The 23,145-nt window shown below is 61.1% G+C and carries 20 protein-coding genes and 1 tRNA gene; 3 read left to right on the forward strand and 18 right to left on the reverse strand.

All coding sequences use genetic code 11. From position 1 onward, the window contains the following. Nucleotides 1-11: 11 nt before the first annotated feature. On the forward strand, nucleotides 12-1,280 hold the full coding sequence (locus tag AACH87_RS12320) for an amidohydrolase family protein (RefSeq protein ID WP_338794750.1): 1,269 nt from the start codon (nucleotides 12-14) through the stop codon (nucleotides 1,278-1,280). A gap of 79 nt (nucleotides 1,281-1,359) precedes the next feature. On the opposite strand, the gene AACH87_RS12325 is transcribed toward AACH87_RS12320, so the two are convergent. The 6 genes from AACH87_RS12325 to AACH87_RS12350 form a co-directional block, all read right to left on the reverse strand. Next, nucleotides 1,360-2,535 carry an ABC transporter permease gene (locus AACH87_RS12325; protein ID WP_338794751.1) on the reverse strand — a complete coding sequence of 392 codons (1,176 nt, stop codon included), beginning with the start codon at nucleotides 2,533-2,535 and terminating at the stop codon, nucleotides 1,360-1,362. A gap of 1 nt (nucleotide 2,536) precedes the next feature. Next, entirely contained in the window at nucleotides 2,537-5,308 is a 2,772-nt protein-coding gene (gene rbbA, locus AACH87_RS12330) for a ribosome-associated ATPase/putative transporter RbbA (protein WP_338794752.1), read from the reverse strand. Further along, on the reverse strand, nucleotides 5,305-6,402 hold the full coding sequence (locus AACH87_RS12335) for an HlyD family efflux transporter periplasmic adaptor subunit (RefSeq protein WP_338794753.1): 1,098 nt from the start codon (nucleotides 6,400-6,402) through the stop codon (nucleotides 5,305-5,307). Before AACH87_RS12335 ends, rbbA begins: the two co-directional genes overlap by 4 nt. 291 nt (nucleotides 6,403-6,693) lie before the next feature. Beyond that, a complete protein-coding gene (locus AACH87_RS12340) occupies nucleotides 6,694-7,281 on the reverse strand; it encodes a DUF1569 domain-containing protein (RefSeq protein WP_338794755.1) in 588 nt (195 codons plus the stop codon). A 100-nt stretch (nucleotides 7,282-7,381) separates the two neighbouring features. Beyond that, on the reverse strand, nucleotides 7,382-8,551 hold the full coding sequence (locus AACH87_RS12345; protein ID WP_338794756.1) for a GGDEF domain-containing protein: 1,170 nt from the start codon (nucleotides 8,549-8,551) through the stop codon (nucleotides 7,382-7,384). A 145-nt stretch (nucleotides 8,552-8,696) separates the two neighbouring features. Then, entirely contained in the window at nucleotides 8,697-10,934 is a 2,238-nt protein-coding gene (locus AACH87_RS12350) for an EAL domain-containing protein (RefSeq protein WP_338794757.1), read from the reverse strand. Here AACH87_RS12350 and AACH87_RS12355 point away from each other — a divergent pair. After that, the gene (locus AACH87_RS12355) at nucleotides 10,933-11,151 is read left to right on the forward strand and encodes a hypothetical protein (protein ID WP_338794758.1); all 219 of its coding nucleotides are present in this window, start codon (nucleotides 10,933-10,935) and stop codon (nucleotides 11,149-11,151) included. The two genes, AACH87_RS12350 and AACH87_RS12355, sit on opposite strands and share 2 nt — an antisense overlap. A gap of 115 nt (nucleotides 11,152-11,266) precedes the next feature. Here the strand turns inward: AACH87_RS12355 and AACH87_RS12360 are convergent, their stop codons facing one another. The 10 genes from AACH87_RS12360 to tolB form a co-directional block, all read right to left on the reverse strand. Beyond that, the gene (locus AACH87_RS12360; protein ID WP_338794759.1) at nucleotides 11,267-12,547 is read right to left on the reverse strand and encodes a hypothetical protein; all 1,281 of its coding nucleotides are present in this window, start codon (nucleotides 12,545-12,547) and stop codon (nucleotides 11,267-11,269) included. A gap of 18 nt (nucleotides 12,548-12,565) precedes the next feature. Next, entirely contained in the window at nucleotides 12,566-13,318 is a 753-nt protein-coding gene (locus AACH87_RS12365) for a hypothetical protein (protein WP_338794760.1), read from the reverse strand. 117 nt (nucleotides 13,319-13,435) lie between these two features. Further along, the gene (locus tag AACH87_RS12370; RefSeq protein ID WP_338794762.1) at nucleotides 13,436-14,020 is read right to left on the reverse strand and encodes a hypothetical protein; all 585 of its coding nucleotides are present in this window, start codon (nucleotides 14,018-14,020) and stop codon (nucleotides 13,436-13,438) included. Then, a complete protein-coding gene (locus AACH87_RS12375; protein WP_338794763.1) occupies nucleotides 14,017-14,298 on the reverse strand; it encodes a J domain-containing protein in 282 nt (93 codons plus the stop codon). The genes AACH87_RS12370 and AACH87_RS12375 overlap by 4 nt, the downstream gene beginning before the upstream one ends. Nucleotides 14,299-14,468: 170 nt before the next feature. After that, nucleotides 14,469-15,182, reverse strand: a complete 714-nt coding sequence (locus AACH87_RS12380) for a YebC/PmpR family DNA-binding transcriptional regulator (protein WP_338794764.1) — start codon at nucleotides 15,180-15,182, stop codon at nucleotides 14,469-14,471. 684 nt (nucleotides 15,183-15,866) lie between these two features. Then, a tRNA-Lys gene (locus AACH87_RS12385) sits at nucleotides 15,867-15,942 on the reverse strand. Between the two features lie 46 nt (nucleotides 15,943-15,988). Continuing rightward, entirely contained in the window at nucleotides 15,989-16,792 is an 804-nt protein-coding gene (locus AACH87_RS12390; RefSeq protein WP_338798939.1) for a tRNA threonylcarbamoyladenosine dehydratase, read from the reverse strand. A gap of 11 nt (nucleotides 16,793-16,803) precedes the next feature. After that, nucleotides 16,804-17,586 (reverse strand): tol-pal system protein YbgF, encoded by a 783-nt coding sequence (ybgF, locus tag AACH87_RS12395; protein ID WP_338794765.1) that lies wholly within the window; start codon nucleotides 17,584-17,586, stop codon nucleotides 16,804-16,806. Further along, nucleotides 17,586-18,122: a peptidoglycan-associated lipoprotein Pal gene (pal, locus tag AACH87_RS12400; protein WP_338794766.1), complete on the reverse strand. Its 537-nt coding sequence runs from the start codon at nucleotides 18,120-18,122 to the stop codon at nucleotides 17,586-17,588. The genes ybgF and pal overlap by 1 nt, the downstream gene beginning before the upstream one ends. 45 nt (nucleotides 18,123-18,167) lie before the next feature. Next, complete coding sequence (tolB, locus tag AACH87_RS12405) at nucleotides 18,168-19,487, reverse strand: Tol-Pal system beta propeller repeat protein TolB (RefSeq protein WP_338794767.1); 1,320 nt, start codon at nucleotides 19,485-19,487, stop codon at nucleotides 18,168-18,170. Nucleotides 19,488-19,711: 224 nt separating this feature from the next. On the opposite strand from tolB, the gene msbA reads away from it, so the two are divergent. Beyond that, nucleotides 19,712-21,502 carry a lipid A export permease/ATP-binding protein MsbA gene (gene msbA, locus AACH87_RS12410; RefSeq protein WP_338794768.1) on the forward strand — a complete coding sequence of 597 codons (1,791 nt, stop codon included), beginning with the start codon at nucleotides 19,712-19,714 and terminating at the stop codon, nucleotides 21,500-21,502. Between the two features lie 91 nt (nucleotides 21,503-21,593). Here the strand turns inward: msbA and AACH87_RS12415 are convergent, their stop codons facing one another. Then, nucleotides 21,594-22,265: an ankyrin repeat domain-containing protein gene (locus AACH87_RS12415; protein ID WP_338794769.1), complete on the reverse strand. Its 672-nt coding sequence runs from the start codon at nucleotides 22,263-22,265 to the stop codon at nucleotides 21,594-21,596. Then, nucleotides 22,259-23,068, reverse strand: coding sequence for a TatD family hydrolase (locus tag AACH87_RS12420; protein ID WP_338794770.1), 810 nt, complete (start codon nucleotides 23,066-23,068; stop codon nucleotides 22,259-22,261). Before AACH87_RS12420 ends, AACH87_RS12415 begins: the two co-directional genes overlap by 7 nt. Nucleotides 23,069-23,145: the final 77 nt, after the last annotated feature.

Genomic DNA, 23,145 nt, shown 5'->3' on the forward strand with positions numbered 1-23,145 from the left:
AATCTCCACCCATGCTTGATCTCCTCATTACCCACGCCACCCTGCCCGATGGTCGCCAGAACATGTCGATTGCCGTGCAAGGCGGCCGCATTGCCGAAGTGACCGAAGGCCTGCAAGCCCCTGCGCACGAGACCGTGGACGCGGGCGGCCTGCTGGTGAGCCCGCCGTTTGTGGATGCGCATTTCCACATGGATTCGACCCTGAGCTACGGCCAGCCGCGCGTGAACGAGAGCGGCACGCTGCTCGAAGGCATCGCGCTGTGGGGCGAGCTGAAGCCCCAGCTCACGCACGACGCCATCGTGCAGCGCGCGCTGCAGTACTGCGACTGGGCCGTGGCACGCGGGCTGCTGGCCATCCGCAGCCATGTGGACACCAGCGACCCCAGCCTGCTGCCGGTGCAAGCGCTGCTGGATGTGAAGCAGCGCGTGGCGCCTTACCTGGACTTGCAGCTGGTGGCCTTTCCGCAAGACGGCGTGCTGCGCCGCACTGGCGGGCTGGACAATATCAAGCGCGCCCTCGACCTGGGTGTGGACGTGGTGGGCGGCATTCCGCACTTTGAACGCACTTATGCAGACGGCACAGAGAGCGTGCGGCTGCTGTGCGAGCTGGCCGCCGAGCGCGGCAAACGGGTGGACATGCACTGTGACGAGAGCGACGACCCGCATTCACGCCATGTCGAAACATTGGCGTATGAAACCCAGCGCCTGGGCCTGCAGGGCCGCGTCACGGGTTCACACCTGACCTCCATGCACAGCATGGACAACTACTACGTGAGCAAGCTCATCCCCCTGATGGCCGAGGCCGATCTGGGCGTGGTGGCCAACCCGCTCATCAACATCACCCTGCAAGGCCGCCACGACACCTACCCCAAGCGCCGGGGCATGACCCGTGTGCCCGAGCTGATGGCCGCAGGCCTGACGGTGGCCTTTGGCCACGACTGCGTGCTCGACCCCTGGTACAGCGGCGGCAGCGGCGACATGCTGGAGGCCGCGCACATGGGCCTGCATGTGGGGCAAATGACCAGCCAGGCGGGCATGCGCCAGTGCTTTGATGCGGTGACCGTGAACCCCGCCCGCCTGCTGGGGCTGGAGGGCTACGGCCTGGCCCCCGGCTGCCATGCAGACTTTGTGCTGCTGCATGCGCGCAACCCGGTAGAAGCCATTCGCCTGCGGGCGGCGCGCCTGGGCGTGTGGCGGCGGGGACAGCGCGTGGCGAGCCAGCCTGCGCCCACGGCGGCACTGAATCTGCCTGGCAGGCCGGGCACCGTGGGTTTTATGTAAAAAGAGCCTCTAGCGCTTATTTGGCAAGCGCAAGCAGCTACTAAATCAATAGCAACCCCATAGCAATGGGCTCGCAAGATCAAGCCATCTGCGCAATGGTCTTGCGAAAGCGCGCAAGCGCCAGGGCAAACAGCACCGAGCCAATCGCGAGCAACCACACCAGCGATGTCCACACCACGGACAGCCCTGCGCCCCGATACAGGATGGCCTGGGACAGCTCGGTGAAATGCGTGGTGGGCGCCAGCGCCATCACGTACTGCACCCACAGCGGCATGCTCTCGCGGGGGGTGACGCCGCCTGAGAGCATCTCCAGCGGCATCATGGTCAGCACCATCAGCAGGCCAAACTGCGGCATGCTGCGCGCCAGGGTGGCCATGTAGATGCCCATGGACGTGGTGGCAAAAAGGTGCAGCACCGTGCCCAGCAAAAACAGCGGTATAGAGCCTTCAATCGGCACACCAATCGCCCACTGGATCACCACCGTGAGCGACACCCAGGTGGCCACCAGCACCACCAGCGCCATGGCCCACACCTTGGCCAGCATGATCTCGGCCGGGGTGACGGGCATGACGAGCAAGTGCTCTACCGTGCCGTGCTCGCGCTCGCGGATCAGCGCCGCGCCGGTGAGGATGATGGAGAGCATGGTGACGATGTTGATCAGCTCCATCACCGAGCCAAACCATGCGGGCGTCAAAGCCGGGTTGAACCGGGCGCGCACGGCAAGATCGATGGCGGGCGCAGACACGGCCCGGTAGCGCTGCACAAACTCGGCCACCTCCAGTTGCACGATCTGCTGCACCGCGCCGTTGGAGGTGAAGGCCTGCATCATGCGCGTGGCATCCATATTGAGCTGCACGCGCGGCACCTTGCCTGCCAGCACATCGCGCTGGAAGTTGGGCGGTATGTGCAGCACCAGCGTGTAGCGGCCCGCGTCCAGGCCGGGGTCCACGTCTTGCGGGGCGATCAGGTCTGGCCCCACAAACTGCGGCGCAAAAAAGGCGGTGGCAATGCGCTGCGAGAGGGTGGAGACATCCTCGTCAACGATGGCGATGGGCACGTGGTTCAGCGTCTCAGGCTGGGCCTTGCCTGCGCTGTAGACCGCCAGCGTGGTGGTGTAGACGATCAGCACCAGCATCATCGGGTCGCGCCACAGGCTCCACAGCTCTTTGATGCCCAGGCGGAAGATGGTGGCGCAGCGCGCCGCGAACGCCGCCCAGCCGCGCCTGCCGTGTTGTGGTGATGGGGCCGCCTGCATGTCAGCTCTCCTGTTTGCGCAGCAGCGCAATCGCAGTGCCGATGATGACCGGGGCCGAGATGCCCAGAGCCCAGAACTCAGGCTGCAGATCGTGCAACGACAGCGCCTTGCTGAACACGCCCCGGCTGATGGTGAACATGTGGCTGGCGGGGTAAACCTCGCCAATCCACCGGGCCACGCCCACCAGCGAAGACACGGGGTTGATGAGCCCCGCAAACTGCACCGCCGGAATCAACGTGCCCACCATGGCAAAAAACATGGCCGCAATCTGGCTGCGCGTGACGGTGGAGGCGAGCAGCCCCATGCCCGTGGAGCACAGGCTGAACAGCAGCGCCGCCCCAGTCAGCGTGGCAAAGCTGCCCGTAATGGGTGTGCCAAACACCGTGACCGCCGCCAGCGCCATGAGCCCAAAGTTGAGCATGGCCAGCGCCACATAGGGCAGTTGCTTGCCCAGCATGAATTCGGTGCGCGTGGTGGGCGTGACGTAGAGGTTGATGATGGAACCCATTTCTTTCTCACGCACCACCGCCAAGGCGGTGAGCATGGCGGGCAGCATGAGCAGCAGCAGCGGGATGACGGCGGGCACCATGGCGGGCAAGCTGCGCACGTCGGGGTTGTAGCGGTAGCGGGTTTCCACCTCCAGCAAGGCCGTGGGGGCCACGCCGGTGCGGCTGCGCACCGCATCGACCAGCCACTGCTGGTGCATGCCCTGCACATAGCCCAGCACCGTCTGTGCGCGCTGGGGCATGGCACCGTCCACCCAGGCGGCAATCTGCACGGCCTTGCCCCGCTCTACATCGCGACCAAAGCCGGGCGGGATCTCGATGGCCAGCGACAGCTCACCCGAGCGCATGCGCCGATCCAGCTCGGCATATTCGGCCAGCGGTGGGCGCTCCACAAAATAGCGCGAGCCCGACAGGTTGAGCGCATAGGCGCGGCTGGTGGCCGTCTGGTCGCGGTCCAGCACGGCAAAGCGCAGGCTCTCCACATCCATGCTGATGCCGTAGCCCATCACAAACATCAGCAGCAGCGAGCCCAGCAGGGCCAGGGCGCTGCGCACCGGGTCGCGCCGCAGCTCAAGCGCCTCGCGCCACTGCGTGCTGTGGATGCGGACCAGGCTTTGGCGCAGGCGGGTGGCCCAGCCGGGGGCAACGGGCGTGATGTGCTGCTGGGGCTGTGCGGGCGTGGGTACAGCGGGTGAATCTGCTGGCGCATCGCCCCCCTGCTCTGCCGGGCTCGTGCTGCCCGCGGCCTCTTGCAGGTAGCCGATAAAGGCTTCTTCCAGCGTGGCCGCCCCGCGCTGGACCACGATGTCTGCCGGGGCCGCACTGGTCAGCACCCGGCCCGCGTGCATGAGCGAGATGCGGTCACACCGCTCCGCCTCGTTCATGAAGTGGGTGGAGATGAAGATGGTGACCTTGTCGCGCCGGGCCAGCTCCACCATCAGCCGCCAGAAGTTGTCGCGCGCAATCGGGTCCACGCCCGAGGTGGGCTCGTCCAGGATCAACAGCTCCGGCTCGTGCACCATGGCCACGGCCAGCGACAGGCGCTGGCGCATACCCAGCGGCAACTGCATGGGTAGCGTGCTGCGGGCGGCCTGCAGGTCAAAACGCTCCAGCATGGTCTGCACACGCTGGGGCACCTCGGCCTCGGGCACATGGAACAGCCGGGCGTGGAGCACCAGGTTTTGTTCTACCGACAGCTCGCTGTACAGCGAGAACGCCTGCGACATGTAGCCCACGCGGCGGCGCGTGGCCATGTCTTTCGGGTCCACCGGCTGGCCAAACAGCCAAGCCTTGCCGTCGGTGGCGGGCAGCAGGCCGGTGAGCATTTTCATGGTGGTGGACTTGCCACACCCATTGCTGCCCAAAAAGCCAAAAATCTCGCCGCGCTGGATGCGAAAGCTCACATGGTCCACCGCCACAAAGTCGCCAAACTGCATGGTCAGGCCCTGGGCCTCGATGGCGATCTCTGCTGCAGCATCGGCTTGCAAAGGCGTGATGACCACCGGCTGGTGCCCGCGCCGCTTGGCCTCGGGCAGCAGAGCGACAAAGGCGGCCTCCAGGCTGGTGTGGCTGGTGCGCTGCATCAGCTCGGCAGGCGTGCCCGTGGCCAGGATGCGGCCTTCGTCCATGGCCACCAGCCAGTCAAAGCGCTGGGCTTCTTCCATGTAAGCAGTGGCCACCAGCACGCTCATGCCTGGGCGGCTGGCGCGGATGCGGGCAATCAGATCCCAGAACTGGGCACGGGCCAGCGGGTCCACGCCGGTGGTGGGCTCGTCCAGGATGAGCAGGTCGGGGTCGTGGATGAGCGCGCAGCACAGGGCCAGCTTTTGCTTCATGCCGCCCGAGAGCTTGCCCGCAGGCCGCGCCAGAAACGGGTGCAGCCCGGTGCTGCGGGTCAGGTCGTCAATGCGGCGGCGGCGCTCGGCCGCGTCGTGGCCAAACAGGCGGCCAAAAAACTGCAGGTTCTCTTCCACCGACAGCGTGGGGTACAGGTTTTTGCCCAGGCCCTGCGGCATGTAGGCAATGCGCGGGCACACCGCGTCGCGGTGGCGGCCATCGGCCATGTCGCCACCCAGCACCAGCACCTGCCCTTGCTGCACGGCGCGGGCCCCAGCCACCAGCGCCATCAGGCTGGATTTGCCCACGCCATCGGGCCCGATCAGGCCGACCATGCAGGCCGCAGGCACCTGCAAGTCAATGCCGTGCAGCGCCACCGTGGTGCCGTAGCGCTGGCTGACGCCGGTGAGAGTGACAACAGGTGCAGTCACTGTGCGGCCTTGGGGGCTGCGGTTTGCATGCTGTCCTTCACAGCCAGTTGCTGGGGCCATGCGGCGTTAGCGTCAATGCGCAGCCAGGCCACGCCGGGCAGGCCGGTCTTGACCTGTTCGCGGTGGCGCACCAGCAGCTCCTTGGGAATTTGAGCGCGCACGCGGAACATCAGCTTTTGCCGCTCGCTGGCGGTCTCCACCGTCTTGGGGGTGAACTGCGCGGTGCTGGCCACAAACGACACGCTGGCGGGAATCACAAAGTCAGGCGCAGCGTCGAGCACGATGCGTACTTCGCTGCCCAGCGCCACGCGACCCGCCACGGTTTCGGGCAGAAAGAAGGTCATGTACACGTCGGTCAGGTCGGCCAGTTGCAGCACGCGGGCACCTGCGCCCACCACCTCACCGGGCTGCACCACGCGGAATTGCACGCGCCCATCGCGCGGGGCCTTCAGCTCGCTGTCGGCCAGTTCCACCTCAATGCGGACCAGCGTGGCCTCCAGGGCTCGCACATTGGCCTCGGCACTCGTCACCTGGGTGCGGGCGGCACCAATGCCTGCCTGCGCGGCCTTGGCCTGCGACTGGGCCGCCGTCAGCGCAGCTTGCAGGCTGCGCACCTTGGCGCGGTCGTCGTCCAGCAGTTGGGTGGAGAAGAAGCCGTCGCGCGCGAGTTGCTCAGAGCGCGGCAGGCGCCGCTTGGCGGTGTCCAGGTCGCTGTCGCGCTGGGCCACCACGGCCAGGGCCGACTGGTAGTCGCTCTCGCGTTGGGCCACTTGCACCTGCGCGCTGCTCACGGCCAGGCGCGCCTGCTGCAAGCGGGCCACGGCCTCGTCGCGCTGGGCCTGCAGGCTGTCGATCTGCATGCGGGCCACGGTCTGGCCTGCCGTGACAAAGTCGCCTTCGCTGACCGCAATATCGACCACCTTGCCCGCCAGCTTGGTAGCCACCGCAACTTCCGTCGCCTCGATGCGCCCGTTGCCGCTGACAAACCCGGTACCCGGCCCCTTGGGGGCCCAAGGGGCCCAGTACCAAAGCCCTCCTCCCACCAACCCCAGCAATACAGCGGCTGTGGCGATGGTCTTCAGATTCTTGTTCATGGTTCTTCCTCTGGCGCGATACCGTTGCGATATCTCTGCAAGCCGTGCCGAATCCGGCAGCAAAGGAATCCTAGAACAATGGGGTGCCCCGCTGGGGGGCAACTGCGCGTCTCTTGACTTGCATCAACTCCATTGGCGTGTTGAGTCGCTGATCGGAGCAGCCAAAGGAAGAGCAACAGCTAAAACTGCTTGTAGCGCTTTAAATATGAGCGCAAGCAGCTACCAATTTAATAGCAAAAATATAAACAAAATGCTAGGCGTCCCGCCACAGGCAGTGCCAAGGGGGTTACGTTAGCCGCCTTGAGCCACCGCATCAAATGCAGAGAGATGGTTGGCCAGATGCATGGCATGCGCCTGCTCGTACTGGGAGCGACTCAGGGCTCCGTATGCAAAATGGGGGTGCAAGGGGCCTGGGTGCTGCGCAAAATCTGCCACGGCCTGGCGCAGCCGGGCGAGCGCTGTGGCAGGGTCTGCCGCAGTGAGCGCTGCAGCGCCGGGGATGGGCTCGGCCAGACTGTGGCTCATGCGCCCACGCCACGCAAATACGCTGAAAGCGGCTGCACCTGCCGTTTTCTGAAACAGGGCGGACTTGGGCTGGGGAAAGCCGTGGAGCGAGAACTCAATGCTCTGCGCGCAATGCTCCAGCGTGTGAGCCCAGTTCCAGGCTGTGGCAGGCCCCAGAGGGCGGGAACCTGCAGCGTTCAAGCGTTCCACCTCCTGCATGGCCTGCCGTAGGCTGCCAAAAACAAGCTGGCGGTCATTGCCGGGCTGGTAAGCCAGGTAGCCGACTCCACCTGCGGCCAACAGGCCAACGCCGCCTGCCAGTGCGCGGCGGCGTGTGAATCGGGCAGCGGGGGCTGATGAGGACCCTGTGGACATGGTGCAAGGCAAGAGACAAAGAAAAAATATTCTCATGCCGCACACGGCATTTCTCCCGCACGCCCCTCGCTGCAGCGTCGGGCAAGCGACACAGCCAACGCTACAACGAGATCAGCGTATCGGCCAGCTCCACCCGGTTGCGCCCTGCCTGCTTGGCCCGGTACATGGCCGCGTCGGCCCGCTGCAGCACGGCCTGGGCAGAATCGCCCCTGGCGTAAACCGCTACGCCTACACTGACCGTGAGAGCAATGGGTTGCGGGCTGTGCTCCACGGGCTGAGATGCCACCAGGGCGCGCAGCCTTTCTGCCACCAGCAAGGCACCGTCTGTATCTGCATTGGGCAGGAAGATGGCAAATTCCTCGCCTCCCAGGCGGCCCATCACGTCCTCCTTGCGCAGGCAGCGGTGGGCCAACACCACAAACTGGCGCAGCACATCGTCCCCACCGCTGTGCCCCCAGGTGTCGTTGATGACTTTGAAGTGATCGAGGTCCAGCACCAGCACCGGCAAGGGGCGGCGCATGCGCTCTCCCGCGCTGATTGCCTTGTCCAGCAGGGTCAAGAAGGCACGGCGGTTGAAGACACAGGTCAATGGGTCCACTTCAGCCAGGTGCCGCAGCTCTGCAGTGATGTGCTCGTTGGCCAGCATGACAGAGCCAAACGCGATCATGACCAGGGCAATAGTGGCCTCAAGCACCACATACTGCGAGACCAGCTCGATCATGGACGCATCCAGGTCCGCCCCGGCAGGCACGGACAGGCGAAACAAGAGTGGGCGCAACAGCACAAAAGCACCGTGAAAACCCACCATGCCCGCGAACAGATAGCGGATGGGCCACCGCTGGAAACCGCCCGTGGCCAGGGTGCGGGCCGTCAGAATGAAATAGACCCCACTGATGACACCCGCAAGAGCGAACCGCGCGCCCATGTGCGGAACAACCAGCGTGAAGTAAAGCGACACGGCCACCATCACGGCGATAGCTGCGGCGGCATAGCCATGGGGCACCGGCGAGCGCCCTGCATAGGCCCGCCCGCCCAGAAAGCAGAAATAGGCCGTGAGCGCTGTACTCGTCTGCGTGAGCACCACCGACACAGCCTCAGGCAGGTGCTCCTGCACCAGCAGGTTCACACAGAAAACGGTGGCAAAGAGATAGGAAAACGTCCACAGCCGAAGGCCGGGAATGTTCTTGTTGAAGAACCACACAGCATGCAGCACCGCGGTGACCAGTGCGGCAAGAATGGCTGCAAAAACGACGAGTGTGGGACCGTGCACAGAAAATTCGCAAAAGCGTGGGGCAAGCAAAAAACGGGCGGGCGCTGAGCCCACCCTCCCGTTGCGGGTGTGTCAAAAACAGATTATTTGTATCAAATATTAACCGAGCGCTTTGACGAAGGGATGAATTCGCTGCGTCCGCCCCTCAATGGCTCACGTATGTCCTCTCAAAGTCGGCAATCGCCATGGGGCGGCCAAACAGGTAGCCCTGGTAGCTGGTGCAGCCGTAAGACTCCAGCAGGCTCTGCTGCGCGGCCGTTTCCACCCCCTCCGCAATGACGTGCAGACCGAGCCCCTGGCCCAGGGCAATCACGGTGCGCACGATGGAGGCATCGTGGGGTTGGGTCGCGACGTCATGCACGAACGACTGGTCGATCTTGAGTTGGTCCAGCGGCATGCGCTGCAGGTAGCTCAGAGACGAAAAACCGGTTCCAAAATCGTCCAACGCAAAACGCACCCCCATGGCCTTGAGCGCCTGCATTTTGGCAACCACCTCGTCCACATCTTGGGCCAGCACACTTTCAGTAAGCTCCAGCTTGAGCCGATGGGGGTCCGCGCCGGTCTGCTCAAGGATTCTGCATACCCCATCCACATAGCGGGGGTCGCAAAACTCCTTGACGCTCACGTTGACGGCCAGCACCCATGCCGCTGCATCGGGCAGTTTTTGCCAGGCATGAAGCTGCCGACAAGCGGTTTCCAGTACCCATTGCCCCATGGGGAAGATCAGCCCCGTCTCCTCGGCCAAAGGGATGAAGCGCGCCGGGGATACAAGCCCCTGCTCCGGGTGGCACCAACGCACCAATACCTCGGCACCCAGCAAACCGCTTTGCTGATCCACCTGCGGCTGGTACAGCACGGTAAGCTGGTAGGGAATGGCTTTGCGCAGCGCTTCTTCGAACTGGACACGCGCGCGCAGTGCATCCTGCATGCACTGGTCAAACATCACTGCTTGGTGCTTGCCGCGGCGCTTGGCCTCCAGCATGGCAAGTTCGGTGCGCTGGAGAACGTCGTCCGCCGTAAGAGGGGCATCCCCCAGCAGCGCAACTCCCACGGAGGCTTGTGCCGCGTAGGGGCCACTGTCCAATTCCATAGGTTCATCCAGCAAATGCATGACCATGCTGGCGAACTCCAGAGCATTGTGCTGCGCTTGTACGCGCTGTGGAGCCAGGTCCTCCAGCAACACCAGAAATTCATCGCCACCGAGCCGGGCCACGATGGCCCCCTGAGCCTCCAGCTTGCGCAATCGCCGCGCCGTCATGGTCAGCAGCTGGTCCCCCGCCTCGTGCCCCAGGGTGCTGTTGAGCACGCCGACGTTGTCGAGGTTGACCAGCAGCAATGCGCCATGGCTGTGCTGCCCTGAGGCGCGCAAAAGGGCCTGCTCGACGCGCATCAGCGCCTCGCTGCGGTTGATCAGCCCCGTCAACCGGTCGTTGTGCGCCAAGCGATCCATGGCACGCCCCAGCACGCCCGTTTCATCCGCACCTTTGAGGGATTTGCCCACTCCTGCAGATGGTTCGCCAGCATGGGTTTTGGCAGCGTCTGCAAGCTCCACAATGGGGCGCACCACACGGCCTGCAATCATCCAAGAGGCCCACGCAAACAATGCCGCCACCAGCGCGGTGAACGCCAGCATGAGCTTGCGCACTTCGTTCACGGGAGCAAACGCATAACGCAAGTCTTCGCGCACCACCACTGTCCAGCCCAATCCATCTGCCGGCCTGCGGGTGACGACGTTCTGCGTAGCGACCAGATGCGAGGTATCGGCTCCGATGGACTCCAAATCGGGAATACCGGGTTTGCCGCCACCCAGAAGCCACTCGCCTTTGCGGTTGGCAATCAACACTTCCAGCGGAGTGTCTTTGCGGCGCTTGCGAAGGGTTTCGGTTACCACTTCGTTCACCCAGTCCCAATGCAGGTGGGCAGCCAGAACTCCCAACGTAGCGCCCTGCCCGCTTTTGACGGGTGCCGCAACGTCCAGAAACCGAGGCGGCTCCCCGTCTGGCCGGGGTTTCATGTACTTGGCCAGCAACACTGCGTCATGCGGGTCCGCGACAAAATCGCCGCTCATGCCCCCGGCAAACCAGGGACGGGCAGAAACATCCTGCCCTTTGAGAAAGCCGCCAGAGGCTGCGGTGACCCTTCCAGAAGCATCGGTCAAACCCACCCAGGCATAGGCGGCCTGACGGTGCTTCAGCTCGTCCAGCACTTCTTGAATGGCCTCAGGATCGACGATGGTGTTGCGCCCCACCAAGTCGGCCATCAACACCACTTCGCGCTGGCGGTTGGAGAGGTCTTCGGTGAGCTTGTGGGCAATTTCGCTGGCGAATGCATTGAGTGCATCGCGCGCTGCAGCACGCAGGCCCGCCTCCAGATGCCACTCCATGAACAACGTCAAGGCCAAGCCCAGCACAATGCCCGAGCCACCCATCACCGTGGAAAAGCGTGCGCGGACGCTTCGAAACGGAGAAACCTTGTTCAGCAACCAGTCGATCACGGCTCGCTTCCCCTGCGGCTCAGTGCCTGTTTGCCATGCCGTCGCTCTGCCCGCCCTCCATTCCATCCTGGCGGTCAAAGTCGGCATGGATACCGTTCTGCAATAAAAGTTAACAAATTGTCCCCAACAATTGGGACTTTGCTAAGTTTTATTTGCGAACGGTGTGCAAAAAGGAGAATTCAAAGGGGGGTGGCCAACGGCTGACTTACCCAACAACAGGTTCAGGCGGCGACGTTGCATTCCCGACGCAGCAACGCCAGGGCATCATGCATCTGATAGTCCATGTCACTGGTGAGTGTCTTGTGGGCTTCCTGGACAAAGCTGTTCCAGAGGGCCAGATAGTCATCCCGGTATGTGCCAGGGGCATTCAAGCGAATGAATTCGGCGGCCAACTCGGGGTGCAGACCACTTTTGCGAACCTTGCGAACCAGGGACGCTGCGGTCTTTTCTGTCAACACAGTCTTTTTGGGTACACCCGCGGCCAGGCACAAAAACAGGGTGAGCAGGGAATGCTCGTCCTCATTCCCCTGAACGGTTCTGACCCACAACTTGGAGCCAGGGGTAGCAGTTTCAGCGTCGTCATCAGCCACCTCCAGCGCCCGGTGATATTCATCCACCTCTGCCAGAGGATCATCCAGAAGGAAATAGCGCGCACGGAAAGCCCCCGTAGGCCGCATCAAAGTTCGCAGCACCAGCGCCGGGTCCGCGAGCTTGCGAACGTCGGCCAGCACTGCAGCAGTGTGCTTTTGCACGGTTTCATGCAGCGTACGGGGCAGCCCTGCTGGCAGGCTCATCTGGGAGGGGATTGCCTTTCTTTTGCGCAACGCAGTGACGTAGCGGGTCAAGCTGGCTGTGTGGGGCCATTCGCCCAAATCCTGCGCCTGCGGTGCCAACACCTGCATCAGCAAGGCGGCGCGAATGACGGCTTCTGCATCTGCGCCGGATGATTCCAGCTCATCGGTATCCAGGTCGTACTGCTCGGCAAACCACTGTGCTGCGGCGATGGTCTGTGCAATCTCGCTGCGCCGAGCCAGCTCGGCACGATAGTCTTCGTAAGATCGCAATGACCACAGCGCCAGCAGCGAGGTCTGCGCGTCGTCATATCCAGCCATTCCGAAATTGCTGCTCTCGGGCATGGCAATCAGCCGCTTGAGCATGTCGGAGCCCGCCTTGGAGCGCGATAGCAGCGAGTTGTCGCGCAGCAGAACTGCCGCCTTGGGCACATCCCCCCCGCTGGCATCCATCAGGTGCAGGCTGATGAGATTGACCATACGATCCCGCGCTTTTTCCAGCTCGGGTCTCAAAAACTCACTGCCGAAATAGCGGGCAATCTGCACAATGCCTTTCGGGCCATCGGCCTGGATTGCCGCCAGCTTCTCTGCATCCAGAATGCCATGACGAACCCCGTGGACGAGGACTTTGTCAAAAAATGGGCGTGCGTCGTGCAGCTGCAGTGCGCCGGCACCAATAGCCTGAGGCGCAGCAGGAGTCTGGTCAGACATGGGTGCTCCTGGTAACGATCAGATCGCCGACTCTTCGTCCGAAACCCGGGCGGCGGGCGTCGCCTTGCCGCGGTCTGTCTCACTGGTCTCAAACTTGCCGTCGTCCTCCTCGGCAGGTTCGTCGGACTCATCCAGACCGAGATCAAACGCTCGCGCTTTGGCACGCAAGACCAGCAAGGTTTCAATGAAAAGATCCCGGCACTCGTAGCGCAGCAACCAGGCCATCTGCATCCAGTCGCGGTCGGCCACCTCATCCAGTTCCACCTTGGGCTGCACGTAGCCAGAGGCAAGCAACTCATCGTCCGTCAGCGTGGGGCCGTAATCTTCTGTCGCATCAAAAGTGCCAGTGCGCGCAAAGGCCTCCAGGCGGCTCCACTTCTCTGCAAAGTAGTTGGCCAGCGCTTCCGCGCCGCCTTCGATATCACCAATGGCGGTGAGAAACTCGACAGGGTCTGCGTCGTCACGGAAGACGACTGAGTTGACCATGCTGCGCAGGTGGGTGTGCGTGAGGTCCTTGTACTGCTTCTCCAGCACCATGGCCCGTGCGAACTGCTCGGGAGTCACCAGCATGTTGACGACAGAGGCCTTGGAATCGTCGTACTCGCGCATCACGGCCAAGACATCCTTGGGGGCGAGCTGATCGAGCACCACCATCAGCGCACGATCGCCCTCGGAATCAGCCAGCTCAGCCAATGCGGACTCTGCGCCGACGATGTCGCCAGCGGCGATAAGGCTGGTGGTTTTGGTGATCAGGGCCAGATGGTTGCTCATGGGAACGTGTACCTCACTCGTGAAGCCTGTTGGGAAAACTGAAAATATCTTGCCGGGCTGCAGCCCGGCGGGCACGGGGCGAATGAAGAGCCAGTGATGCCTGCGTGTACAGGGCCGTCAATCCTTGCGCTCAAAGCCCACGTCGGCCAGCCAGTTGGCACTGGCCTCTTCACGGCTGCGACTGTTCTGTGGATCTACCGCGTCGTCCGCACTCAGTGCGTCGTAGTCATCGTCGTGTTCCGCCGCATCCATGTCGTCGTCTTCACTGTCTTGCGCATCCGAATCGTCTGCAGACCTGCTGGCTTGGGCGAATCGGGCCTGCTGCTGCAGGTATTCCAGCCCGGCGGCCACCACCATGAAGCGATCTCCACCAGGTTCCGCCAGCACGGATTTCACAAGCGCCTGCGCCCAAGGCTCGAGAACCACCGCATGAGTCAGTGAGGACCACGCAGGCAAGTCAGCATGGCCTTGCGAAATCACGGCTTCCATAGATTTCAGGTCATTGAAGCGGAAGCCCTGGTGGAAAGCCACTGCCACCATTTCAGGCGCAGCATCCATCATCTTCACCAGAAAACCCATCTCGGAACGCTTCTGCGCAAGACGCTTGCGCAACACATCTTTTCCTTCAGAGTCTTCGGTCAGGTCGTCAATCTCGGCTTGGTAGGCCGAACGCAGATCATGGAAAAACGGAGAAATTTTCACGAGGCAAGAATGTTGTGGGTATAGGTACGCCAGATTTCCTGAGCTGTTTCCAGGGGGTCATCCAGCAGGTTGCGTCGGCGATTGTCGTCATAAGCCTGGCGAGCCGTCTCGTCCGACAGCACCTCATAGGCTTTTTGAACCGCAGCAAACTGCCGCGCAGCGTCAGGCGCGTCATTTCTATCGGGGTGATAGAAGGACGCCTTTTGCCTGTATGCCTTTTTGATATCTGCAAGGCTTGCGTTGGGGGCAAGCCCCAGTGCTGCGTAATGGTCGCTCATCGAATCAGTCAAATCATTGAGAAGAAGCTCATGAAAGCCTGCGGCCAGTCGTAGCCCAAGCACTAGGCCCCGAGACAGCCCGCAACAGCGCAACTGGCTCCTGAAATGGGGGCAAAGAGACGGAAGGCAAGAGACACACATCCCTTGCCCTGTGCTGCCGCAATGCTGATTCAGCCTGCCAAGCTCACAAACACGTTCTGCACATCATCATTGGAATCAATGGCCGCGAGAAAGGCCTCCACCTCCTCCAGCTGCTCTGCGGTGAGGTTGGCAGGATTGACCGGATTCTTGGGCTTGTAGCCCAGCTTCGCAGACAGCACATTGAAACCTTGCGCAGGCAATGCCCGGCTGACGAGATCCAGATCGGTAGGGTCAGTCCAGAACATGGTGGTGCCCTCTTCATCACCAGCTTCAAAGTCTTGTGCACCGGCTTCAATCGCAGCAAGCTCTGGATCAGCGTCGGGCCTTGAGGGCTCAGCTTCAATCATGCCGACATGATTGAAATCCCATGCCACAGAACCTGACGTACCCAATTGCCCTTTGCGGAAAAGAACCCGCATTTCTGGCGCGGTTCGATTGACGTTGTCAGTGAGGCACTCCACCATGACAGCGACTTGGTGCGGTGCAAAGCCTTCGTAGATCACCCGCTCATAGTTGACAGCATCAGCACCGGTCCCCGAGCCTTTTTTGATGGCACGCTCCAGCGTATCTTTGGGCATGGAGGCCTTGCGGGCCTGCTCGACCACCAGGCGCAAACGCGCATTGCTGGCAGGATCAGCACCACCACGAGCCGCTACCGTGATTTCTTTGACCAGCTTGCCAAACAGCTTTCCTTTGGCATCGGCCACCAGTGCTTTGCCCTTGGCTTTCCATTGCGCGCCCATAGCAATTTCTCTTTTCTTGGTTGGTTGATCGGTTCATGCGTCTCGACGCACACTGCATATCTGCATTCAAACGGCCCGTCTCACATAGCCTCAGAACTTTGGCTATTTCTTCCGGAACGACCGGCGGGTTTATACACGTACGGGCCAGCCATTGCGGCCCAGAAACATCATAAAGACGAGAGTGAAAGCGGCAGACTCAATGAATGTGTGCGTTGGCGCAACATTGTGAGATGGGTATGCCGAAGATAAGCACAAACCTCTTGTTAGCAGTTGCCAACGAGGCAAACTTCGCGCAACATCGCTGCGCCAATTTCGGTATCAGGAGTACACACAACATGAAGAAAGTCCTCGTCCTCGCGTTTGCACTCGCCTTGGCTCCTCTGGCCATGGCAAAGAGCCCCAGCTTCAGCGCGAATGGACCCTCGGCAAAAAGCAGCCACGCAAAGCCTCACCACTCAACAAGCCGCAACAAGGCCAAGCCCCACAGCCACAAGCGAACAGCTAAGCCCCATACCAACAAGGCAGGTGCACGCAAGTAATTGCATCCAAAAGGTCTGTTTCGATAACAGACCTTTTATTTTGGTACGTATCACCTAACAATCACTCGTGGCCCAACAGCGAGTCCAAAACAAAAAACCCACTATTTTTCAATAGTGGGTTTTTGGCTTTTTTGCCTGAATTCGGTGGTAGGACGTACAAGATTCGAACTTGTGACCAACGGATTAAAAGTCCGCTGCTCTACCAACTGAGCTAACGTCCCAACCTGTCTTTGCATTGCTGCGAAGACTTAGATTATAGCGTGATTTTCAAGCCTTCGACGAAACTGCCGAAATTTTGTCGAGAACCCAGCCCACCGCGCACTGGCCAAAAGTCGCTGTCACCGCAACAACCGAGCCATAACCGTGGCAGTTCAGCGTGCCATCTCCCGACACAGCGCATGAGGCGTCCGGCGCAGCGACGGCTTCCTTGCTATACACGCAGGCGACACCGATCTTCTTTCCATCTTTAGCCGCACCGTGCTGCTTACGCAGACGATAGCGCAGCTGGGCCAGAAGAGGATCATGGGTCGTCTGGGACAGATCATCGATATCTACCCTGTGCGCATGGCGCTTGCCACCAGCAGCACCCACACTGATGAACAGATGCCTGCCCCGCAAAGCCCATGCAGCCATGGCCACTTTGGCTTTGACCTGATCACAGGCGTCGATAACAGCATCGACACCCTCCTTCCCTAACAGGCCGGGCCAATTCTCCACCTCAACAAAGTCATCGATACAGCGCACCTCACATGAGGGGTTGATCAACGCGATGCGGTCACGCATGGCAAGAACCTTGGCTTGCCCTATGGTGGAAGTGGTAGCGTGGATCTGGCGATTGATGTTTGACTCGGCCACATGGTCCATGTCGATAAGGGTGATTCGCCCCACACCACTGCGGGCCAAAGCCTCGGCAGCCCAAGACCCTACACCACCGATACCAACGACCACAACATGACTGCCACGAATACGACGAGCGCCCCTTATCCCATACAGCCGCTCAAGCCCTCCAAACCTTCTCTGGGTGATATCACCCTCGGATGTGTGGATGGCCTGAGGTTCCGATGAATGCAGTTGTGACTCGGTCACTTGAGGCGAACGAGTCGTTCTTTGGCCGCCATGGCGGCTTCAGATTGCGGATAGGCCTTCACCAAATCTTCGAGCGTCTTGCGGGCTGACTTGGCATCCTTCAACTCAAGCTGGCAATTCGCGATGGACAAAGCGGCCTCAGGCGCGCGGGCGTGCCCCGGAGCATCGGCCAAAAGCTGCTTGAAGTTACCAATCGCGTCCTTGTACTCGCGCTGCGCATATTGAGAATTGCCCAACCAGAAGCGTGCCGAGGGCAGGTAGCCACTGCGTGGATACTGGCGAACAAAGCCGACGAAAGCAGTGATGGACTCAGCGAATTTGCCGGAGCGAAACACGGCGAGGGCAGCCTCAAAATCGCGCTTCTCCGCAGGATCTGCCTGAAACTCCTGACCATCCACTGCGACCTTGACGGGCTCAAACTTGCTCAGGCGCTCATCAACACCTTGGGCAATGTCTTTCTGGCGACGCTGCAAGTCAGCGACATCGCGAAGCAACTGCTCGTTTTGTCCTCGCAGCTTGGCCTGCTCCGCGCGCAACTGCTCAATTTGATTTTGAAGATCAAGCAGGTTCCTGCGTACTTGATCGCTCTCTTGCCGCAGTTCGTCTGACGTGCGCTGCTGACCGGCCTGCAGGGCATCAACTCGCTGGCGCAGCTCCAGAATGGCTCTGCGCGCTTCGCCATCCTCAAAAATGGCAGCATGGCTGGTGGACGCAATCAACCCCACCAGCAAAGCAGTCAGCAGGGACGATATCGGCTTGGCAGTGAAGGGCGTACGCATCAGCGGTAGGACAGTTCAGCGCGACGGTTCTTGGCGTGCACTTCTTCGGTGTTCCCTTGTGCTGCCAGCTTTTCCTTGCCGAAACTCACGGCTTCAACCTGAGCATCAGGCACGCCCAGCAAGGCCAGAGCGCGGCGCACAGCTTCGGCACGCTTTTGACCCAAAGCCAAGTTGTATTCGCGGCCGCCACGCTCATCGGTGTGGCCTTCAACCATCAGTTTGCGGTTACCGCCAGCCTTGATGAAACGTGCATGGGCTTCGATCACGGCCTGGAATTCTGGCTTGATCACATAGCTGTCGTAGTCGAAGTAGACGATGCGGCTCACACCTACCGGACCAGCTCCATCACGAGCGGATTGCCCGATGTCCACGCCAGTGACACCGCTCTGAGAAGGGGTGCCACTGTTAGGACCATTGCCGGTAGTGGACATGGCCGCTTTGTCTTCGACAGGAACATCGTCCAGCTTGACACCAGAACTGCAACCGGCAGCCAGAAGAGCAACAAGAGAGAGAGCGAGGGTGGCGTGTTTGATCATCCAAAAATCTCCAAAAAATACGGATTGCTAAAAAACTTCAAAAGCTCATTGTTTTTGAAACGATCCCCAATCGGGTTCGCGAATGTCTCCAGCCTGGCCAGCCAAGCGTGCCTTGATTTTCCCATCCAAAGTCGTCGTCATCAGCGCTTCTCTGCCTTGCTGCTGAGTTGCGTACACCAGCAGTTTGCTGTTGGGTGCAAAACTGGGACTCTCATCCGCGCTTGTGTCCGTGATGGCGCTGACGGTGCCTGATGCCATGTCCATCACATGCAGCTTGAAGGCACCATTCACGCGGGAGATGTAGGCAAGCCATTTACCGTCGGGACTGATGGCGGGTGAAATGTTGTAAGTGCCCGTGAAAGTGACGCGCTCTGCGTTACCGCCTGAGGTGGAGACCCGATAAATCTGAGGAGCACCGCCACGATCGCTGACGAAGTAGATGCTGCGACCATCGCTGGAGAAAGCCGGCTCCGTGTCGATGCCCGCACTCTGCATGAGACGACGCGGCTCTCCGCCATTGGCATCGATGGTGTAGAGCTGCGAGCCGCCATCCCGGCTCAGGGTGACAGCAAGCGTGCGGCCATCAGGAGCCCATGCAGGAGCACTGTTGGAGCCGCGGAAGTTTGCAATCAACCGGCGACGACCAGTGGCTACCTCATGCACGTAGACCACCGGCTTGCGTGACTCGAACGACACATACGCAATCTGTGAGCCGTTGGGAGACCACGCGGGAGAAATGATGGGCTCCGGACTGGACAGCGCGGACTGGGCGTTCTCGCCGTCCGCATCGGCAACCCAGAGGCTGTAACGCGAGCCAGTCTTGGTGACATAGGTGATGCGCGTCGAGAACACGCCTCGCTCACCCGTGAGTTTTTCGTAGATGAAATCAGCAATCCGGTGGGCGACCAAACGCAGGTCACCTTGGGTCACGACAAAGCTTTGTCCACCCAGGTCCTGCCCTTTCACGACATCCCACAGGCGGAAGCGAACGTCATAGCGGCCATCCGCTAGCCGCGTGATGCTGCCGGTCGCCAACGAATCCGCGCTTTTCTGACGCCACATCGCCACATCGGGGCGTGAGGTCTCGTCCAGAGATGCGGACGAAGCGTCAATGGACCGGAACTGACCACTACGCTCCAAGTCGGCTTGCACGATGGAGGCAATTTTCTGGGGAGACTGCGCATCACCCCGGAAGGGTGCGATTGCAATGGGTAGCTGGGTCAGCCCCACCCCTGTCACTTCCACACGAAACTGCGCAAATACAGGCATGCCCGCAACCGCTGAGATGGTGGCCACCGCATGACGACGGCGAAGAGACGGCATGGCCGCAAAGAAGGAAGATGGTGTTTTTTGGTCGATGGTCATTGGCATCCAGCATTAGCCGAACAAGCGCCGCATGGCGTAGGACAGGCCCGAATGTTACACACAGGCGGGCAACCCCTGTGACAAACTGTGCTGATTCAAGGTGGAGTCAATTGGAAACAATGAGTTCCGCTGCGGCCCACACACGTCACCCCAGGATTCTGGCGCCTTGTGATGCAGAAGCGAATGCGGTTGCGCACTGTCACCAAAAGTAGAATCCGAGGGACATGCAAGCACAAGCCCCCACCACCGAGCCTTCTCCCCCTCTTCCTTTGATGACCCGGCTGGCACGCTTGGCTGCCTACTTTGGCCTGCAGCGCATGGCTTGGGGGTTGGCCATTGCAGCCACTCTGGTGGGTGCGGTGACAGAGCCCATGATTCCTGCACTTCTGCAACCTTTGCTGGACAAGGGGTTCACGCAGGGAACATTACAGCTTTGGACCGTTCCCCTGGCCATCATGGGCGTGTTCGTGATCCGCGGATTGGCACAGTTTGTAGGCCAGTATGCGTTGGCAAAGATTGCCAATGAAGGCATGCTCCTGTTGCGCAAAGCGCTGTTTGACCGGGTGCTTGCAGCAGAAATGGGGCTGTTCGCAAGGCAATCAGCGAGCGCACTGTCCAACACCGTGGTGTACGAGGTTCAAAACGGCTCCAACCTGCTGGTGCAGGCATTGTTGGGCCTTTCGCGCGACGGATTCACACTGATTGCGCTACTGGGCTACCTGCTCTATCTCAACTGGCAACTGACCCTCATCGTGGCCGTGGTGGTGCCGGGTGTGGCCTGGATCATGAAGACCCTGTCACGCAGGCTGTACCAACTGACCAAAGTAAGCCAGCAAGCCACCGATGAACTGGCCTATGTGGTGGAAGAAAACGTATTGGCCCACCGCATGGTGAGGCTGCATGGGGCTCAGGAGAGCCAGGCACAGCGTTTTGCTGGATTGAGCCAGAGCCTCAGACGACTGGCCATCAAGTCCACGATCGCCTCTGCTGCAATGACGCCCCTGACCCAGTTATTGGCAGCGGCAGCGCTGTCCGTGGTGATCTGCATTGCGCTCTGGCAAAGCCGTGGGGCGGTGCAGTCTGACGCGGTGAAAGATGTCACGGTGGGCGGCTTCGTGTCGTTTATCACAGCCATGCTCATGCTGATTGCCCCCATACGCAGGCTTGCCGATGTGGCCAATCCCATCACGCGCGGAGTTGCTGCATTGGAGCGGGGCTTGTCCCTGCTCGGCGAGACGGGGGCAGAGACGCAAGGCCAGCACAAAGCGGATCGCGCTCGCGGAGAAATTGTGCTGACCAACGTCACCGTGCGTTTTGGCTCCGATCAGGCGCCAGCACTGAACAACGTGAACCTGCGAGTTGCCCCCGGGGAAGTCGTCGCCCTGGTAGGGCCGTCGGGGGCCGGTAAAACCACATTGATCAACCTGCTGCCCCGCTTCATCACGCACAGCGAAGGCACCATTGCACTGGATGGGCACGCCACCGAATCATGGGACCTGGCCTCGCTGCGCAGCCAGTTTGCCATGGTGAGCCAGGATGTAGTCATGTTCAACGACACCATAGCCGCCAACGTGGCCCTGGGCAGCCCCATGGATGAACAGCGCGTACACGAATGCTTGGCCGCTGCCAATTTGTCCACCCATGTGGCGGGCCTGCCTCAGGGCATCCACACCGTGGCGGGGCATAACGCTACCCAGTTGTCGGGTGGCCAGCGCCAACGGCTTGCGATTGCCCGCGCCCTGTACAAAAACGCACCTATCCTGATTCTTGATGAGGCCACGTCAGCGCTGGATACCGAATCGGAAAGACTGGTGCAAGACGCCCTGCAGAGACTGATGCAAGGCCGCACCACTTTGGTCATCGCCCACCGCCTCTCCACCATCGAGCACGCGGACCGCGTGGTGGTCATGGAGCGAGGTGCCATCGTGGAGCAAGGCACCCACGCGCAGCTGATGGCCTCTGGCGGCCTCTATGCCCGCCTGCAAAGCCGTTCGCACCCAACGGCTGCGGATTGAGCGCGCGCGCCGCCAGGCGGGTCTGAGTGTCTGCTCGACACGAGACACGGTCGGAAGCTTAAGCGCTACTAACGCGCGCTGCGCACGCCCATCACCATTTCCCCGCATTGGGCTGGCGCTTGCGGATGGCGGCTGCAAGTTGGGCAGCGGTTTCAGTCCGCCCGACCCGTTGAGCAAAGTTCACTGCCGTCAAACCAAGCCGGTTTTTCAGGGTCGGATCTGCCCCCTCCTCCAGCAACAGCTTGACCATATCGGTTGAACCATACTGCGCAGCCATCATAAGCGGTGTGGTCCCATTGGGAGAGGCTGCGTCAATGTAGGCATGGTTTTCCAACAGGTACGACGCAATGCGCAAATGTTCCTCAGTGCCACCCGATGCGGCGTAATGCAGGGGGGCCCAGCCGGTCTTGTTGACGTCTGCATCCCTTGCAACCAGCTGCTTTACGGCGTCGAGGTTGCCTTTGATGGCCGCCAGCATCAACGGGCTCTCATCTTGGGCGTTGCGTACCTCGACCTTTGTCTGCCGGGAAGACATCAAAGCAGCAAATGCCTTGAAGGACTCCTGCTTCAAAGCAATCACCAAGCCCACCTGCCCTTTCGCATCACGGGTGTTGGGATCAAAGCCGCGCTGTAAAAGTGCGGTAATCGTGTCCGGGTCGTCGCGCAGGATGGCGGTGAAAAAGTCATCGTACGAACCTGCCAATGCAGAGATTCCCAGCGCCCACAAGGGCACTGCGCACAGAGCGTGACGGCGCCTCAGCATGCTGAGACCTCCTTGAACAAGCGCTCGAAATTACGGCTGGTGGCCTGCGCCACTTCTTCCACCGCCACCCCTTTACATTGAGCAACCTGCTGCGCAACGTAAGGCACGTAGGAAGGATTATTGGTTTTACCCCGGTACGGTACCGGCGCCAGATAAGGGCTGTCGGTCTCGATCAATATCCGGTCCAGGGGGGCGAACGCCACCACATCGCGCAGATCCTGGGCGTTCTTGAAAGTGATGATGCCGGAGAACGAGAGGTAGTAGCCCAGATCCAGCGCAGCCCGGGCCACCTGCATCGACTCGGTGAAGCAGTGAAACACCCCCCCCGCCAGATTGCCAGCCCCATCCTCGCCCTCTTCCCGCAGGATCGCCAGGGTGTCATCCGAGGCACTGCGGGTGTGGATGATCAGCGGCTTGCCACAGGCCCGTGCCGCACGGATATGGGTGCGAAAACGGTCGCGCTGCCACTCCAGGTCTGCCACGCTGCGCCCGCCCTTGCGGTCTTCCATCCCGTAGTAATCCAGCCCGGTCTCACCAATGGCCACGACACGAGGCAATGCCGCCTTGGCCAGCAAATCATCCACCGAAGGCTCCAGAACACCCTCATTGTCGGGATGCACGCCCACCGTGCTCCAGAAGTTGTTGTACTGCACAGCCAGCGCATGCACGTCGGCGAACTCTTCCATGGTGGTGCATATGCACAGGGCCCGGTCCACCTGGGCTGCAGCCATTGCATCACGAATGGCTGGCAACTGGTTGACCAGATCAGGAAAGGAAAGATGGCAATGCGAATCGGTAAACATGCAGAGTCAATTCAGAACGATGTTGACAAGCCAGGTGACAGGGGCTGCAAACGCTGCCCCTCTTTGGTGGCAGATCT

It is taken from the genome of Acidovorax sp. DW039 (genome assembly GCF_037101375.1).
GTDB lineage: Bacteria > Pseudomonadota > Gammaproteobacteria > Burkholderiales > Burkholderiaceae_C > Acidovorax.

Excerpts from the sequence above, each read along its gene's own strand:
- AACH87_RS12380 (WP_338794764.1), bottom strand. The coding sequence starts at position 15,182 with ATGGGCGCGCAATGGAAAGCCAAGGGCAAAGCACTGGTGGCCGATGCC.
- AACH87_RS12350 (WP_338794757.1), bottom strand. The coding sequence starts at position 10,934 with ATGGAGTGGCATCTGGAGGCGGGCCTGCGTGCTGCAGCGCGCGATGCA.
- AACH87_RS12325 (WP_338794751.1), bottom strand. The coding sequence starts at position 2,535 with ATGCAGGCGGCCCCATCACCACAACACGGCAGGCGCGGCTGGGCGGCG.
- ybgF (WP_338794765.1), bottom strand. The coding sequence starts at position 17,586 with ATGCGTACGCCCTTCACTGCCAAGCCGATATCGTCCCTGCTGACTGCT.
- pal (WP_338794766.1), bottom strand. The coding sequence starts at position 18,122 with ATGATCAAACACGCCACCCTCGCTCTCTCTCTTGTTGCTCTTCTGGCT.
- msbA (WP_338794768.1), top strand. The coding sequence starts at position 19,712 with ATGCAAGCACAAGCCCCCACCACCGAGCCTTCTCCCCCTCTTCCTTTG.
- AACH87_RS12375 (WP_338794763.1), bottom strand. The coding sequence starts at position 14,298 with ATGAGCGACCATTACGCAGCACTGGGGCTTGCCCCCAACGCAAGCCTT.
- AACH87_RS12360 (WP_338794759.1), bottom strand. The coding sequence starts at position 12,547 with ATGTCTGACCAGACTCCTGCTGCGCCTCAGGCTATTGGTGCCGGCGCA.
- tolB (WP_338794767.1), bottom strand. The coding sequence starts at position 19,487 with ATGACCATCGACCAAAAAACACCATCTTCCTTCTTTGCGGCCATGCCG.
- AACH87_RS12320 (WP_338794750.1), top strand. The coding sequence starts at position 12 with ATGCTTGATCTCCTCATTACCCACGCCACCCTGCCCGATGGTCGCCAG.
- AACH87_RS12420 (WP_338794770.1), bottom strand. The coding sequence starts at position 23,068 with ATGTTTACCGATTCGCATTGCCATCTTTCCTTTCCTGATCTGGTCAAC.
- AACH87_RS12415 (WP_338794769.1), bottom strand. The coding sequence starts at position 22,265 with ATGCTGAGGCGCCGTCACGCTCTGTGCGCAGTGCCCTTGTGGGCGCTG.
- AACH87_RS12340 (WP_338794755.1), bottom strand. The coding sequence starts at position 7,281 with ATGTCCACAGGGTCCTCATCAGCCCCCGCTGCCCGATTCACACGCCGC.
- AACH87_RS12335 (WP_338794753.1), bottom strand. The coding sequence starts at position 6,402 with ATGAACAAGAATCTGAAGACCATCGCCACAGCCGCTGTATTGCTGGGG.
- AACH87_RS12365 (WP_338794760.1), bottom strand. The coding sequence starts at position 13,318 with ATGAGCAACCATCTGGCCCTGATCACCAAAACCACCAGCCTTATCGCC.
- AACH87_RS12355 (WP_338794758.1), top strand. The coding sequence starts at position 10,933 with ATGAACAACGTCAAGGCCAAGCCCAGCACAATGCCCGAGCCACCCATC.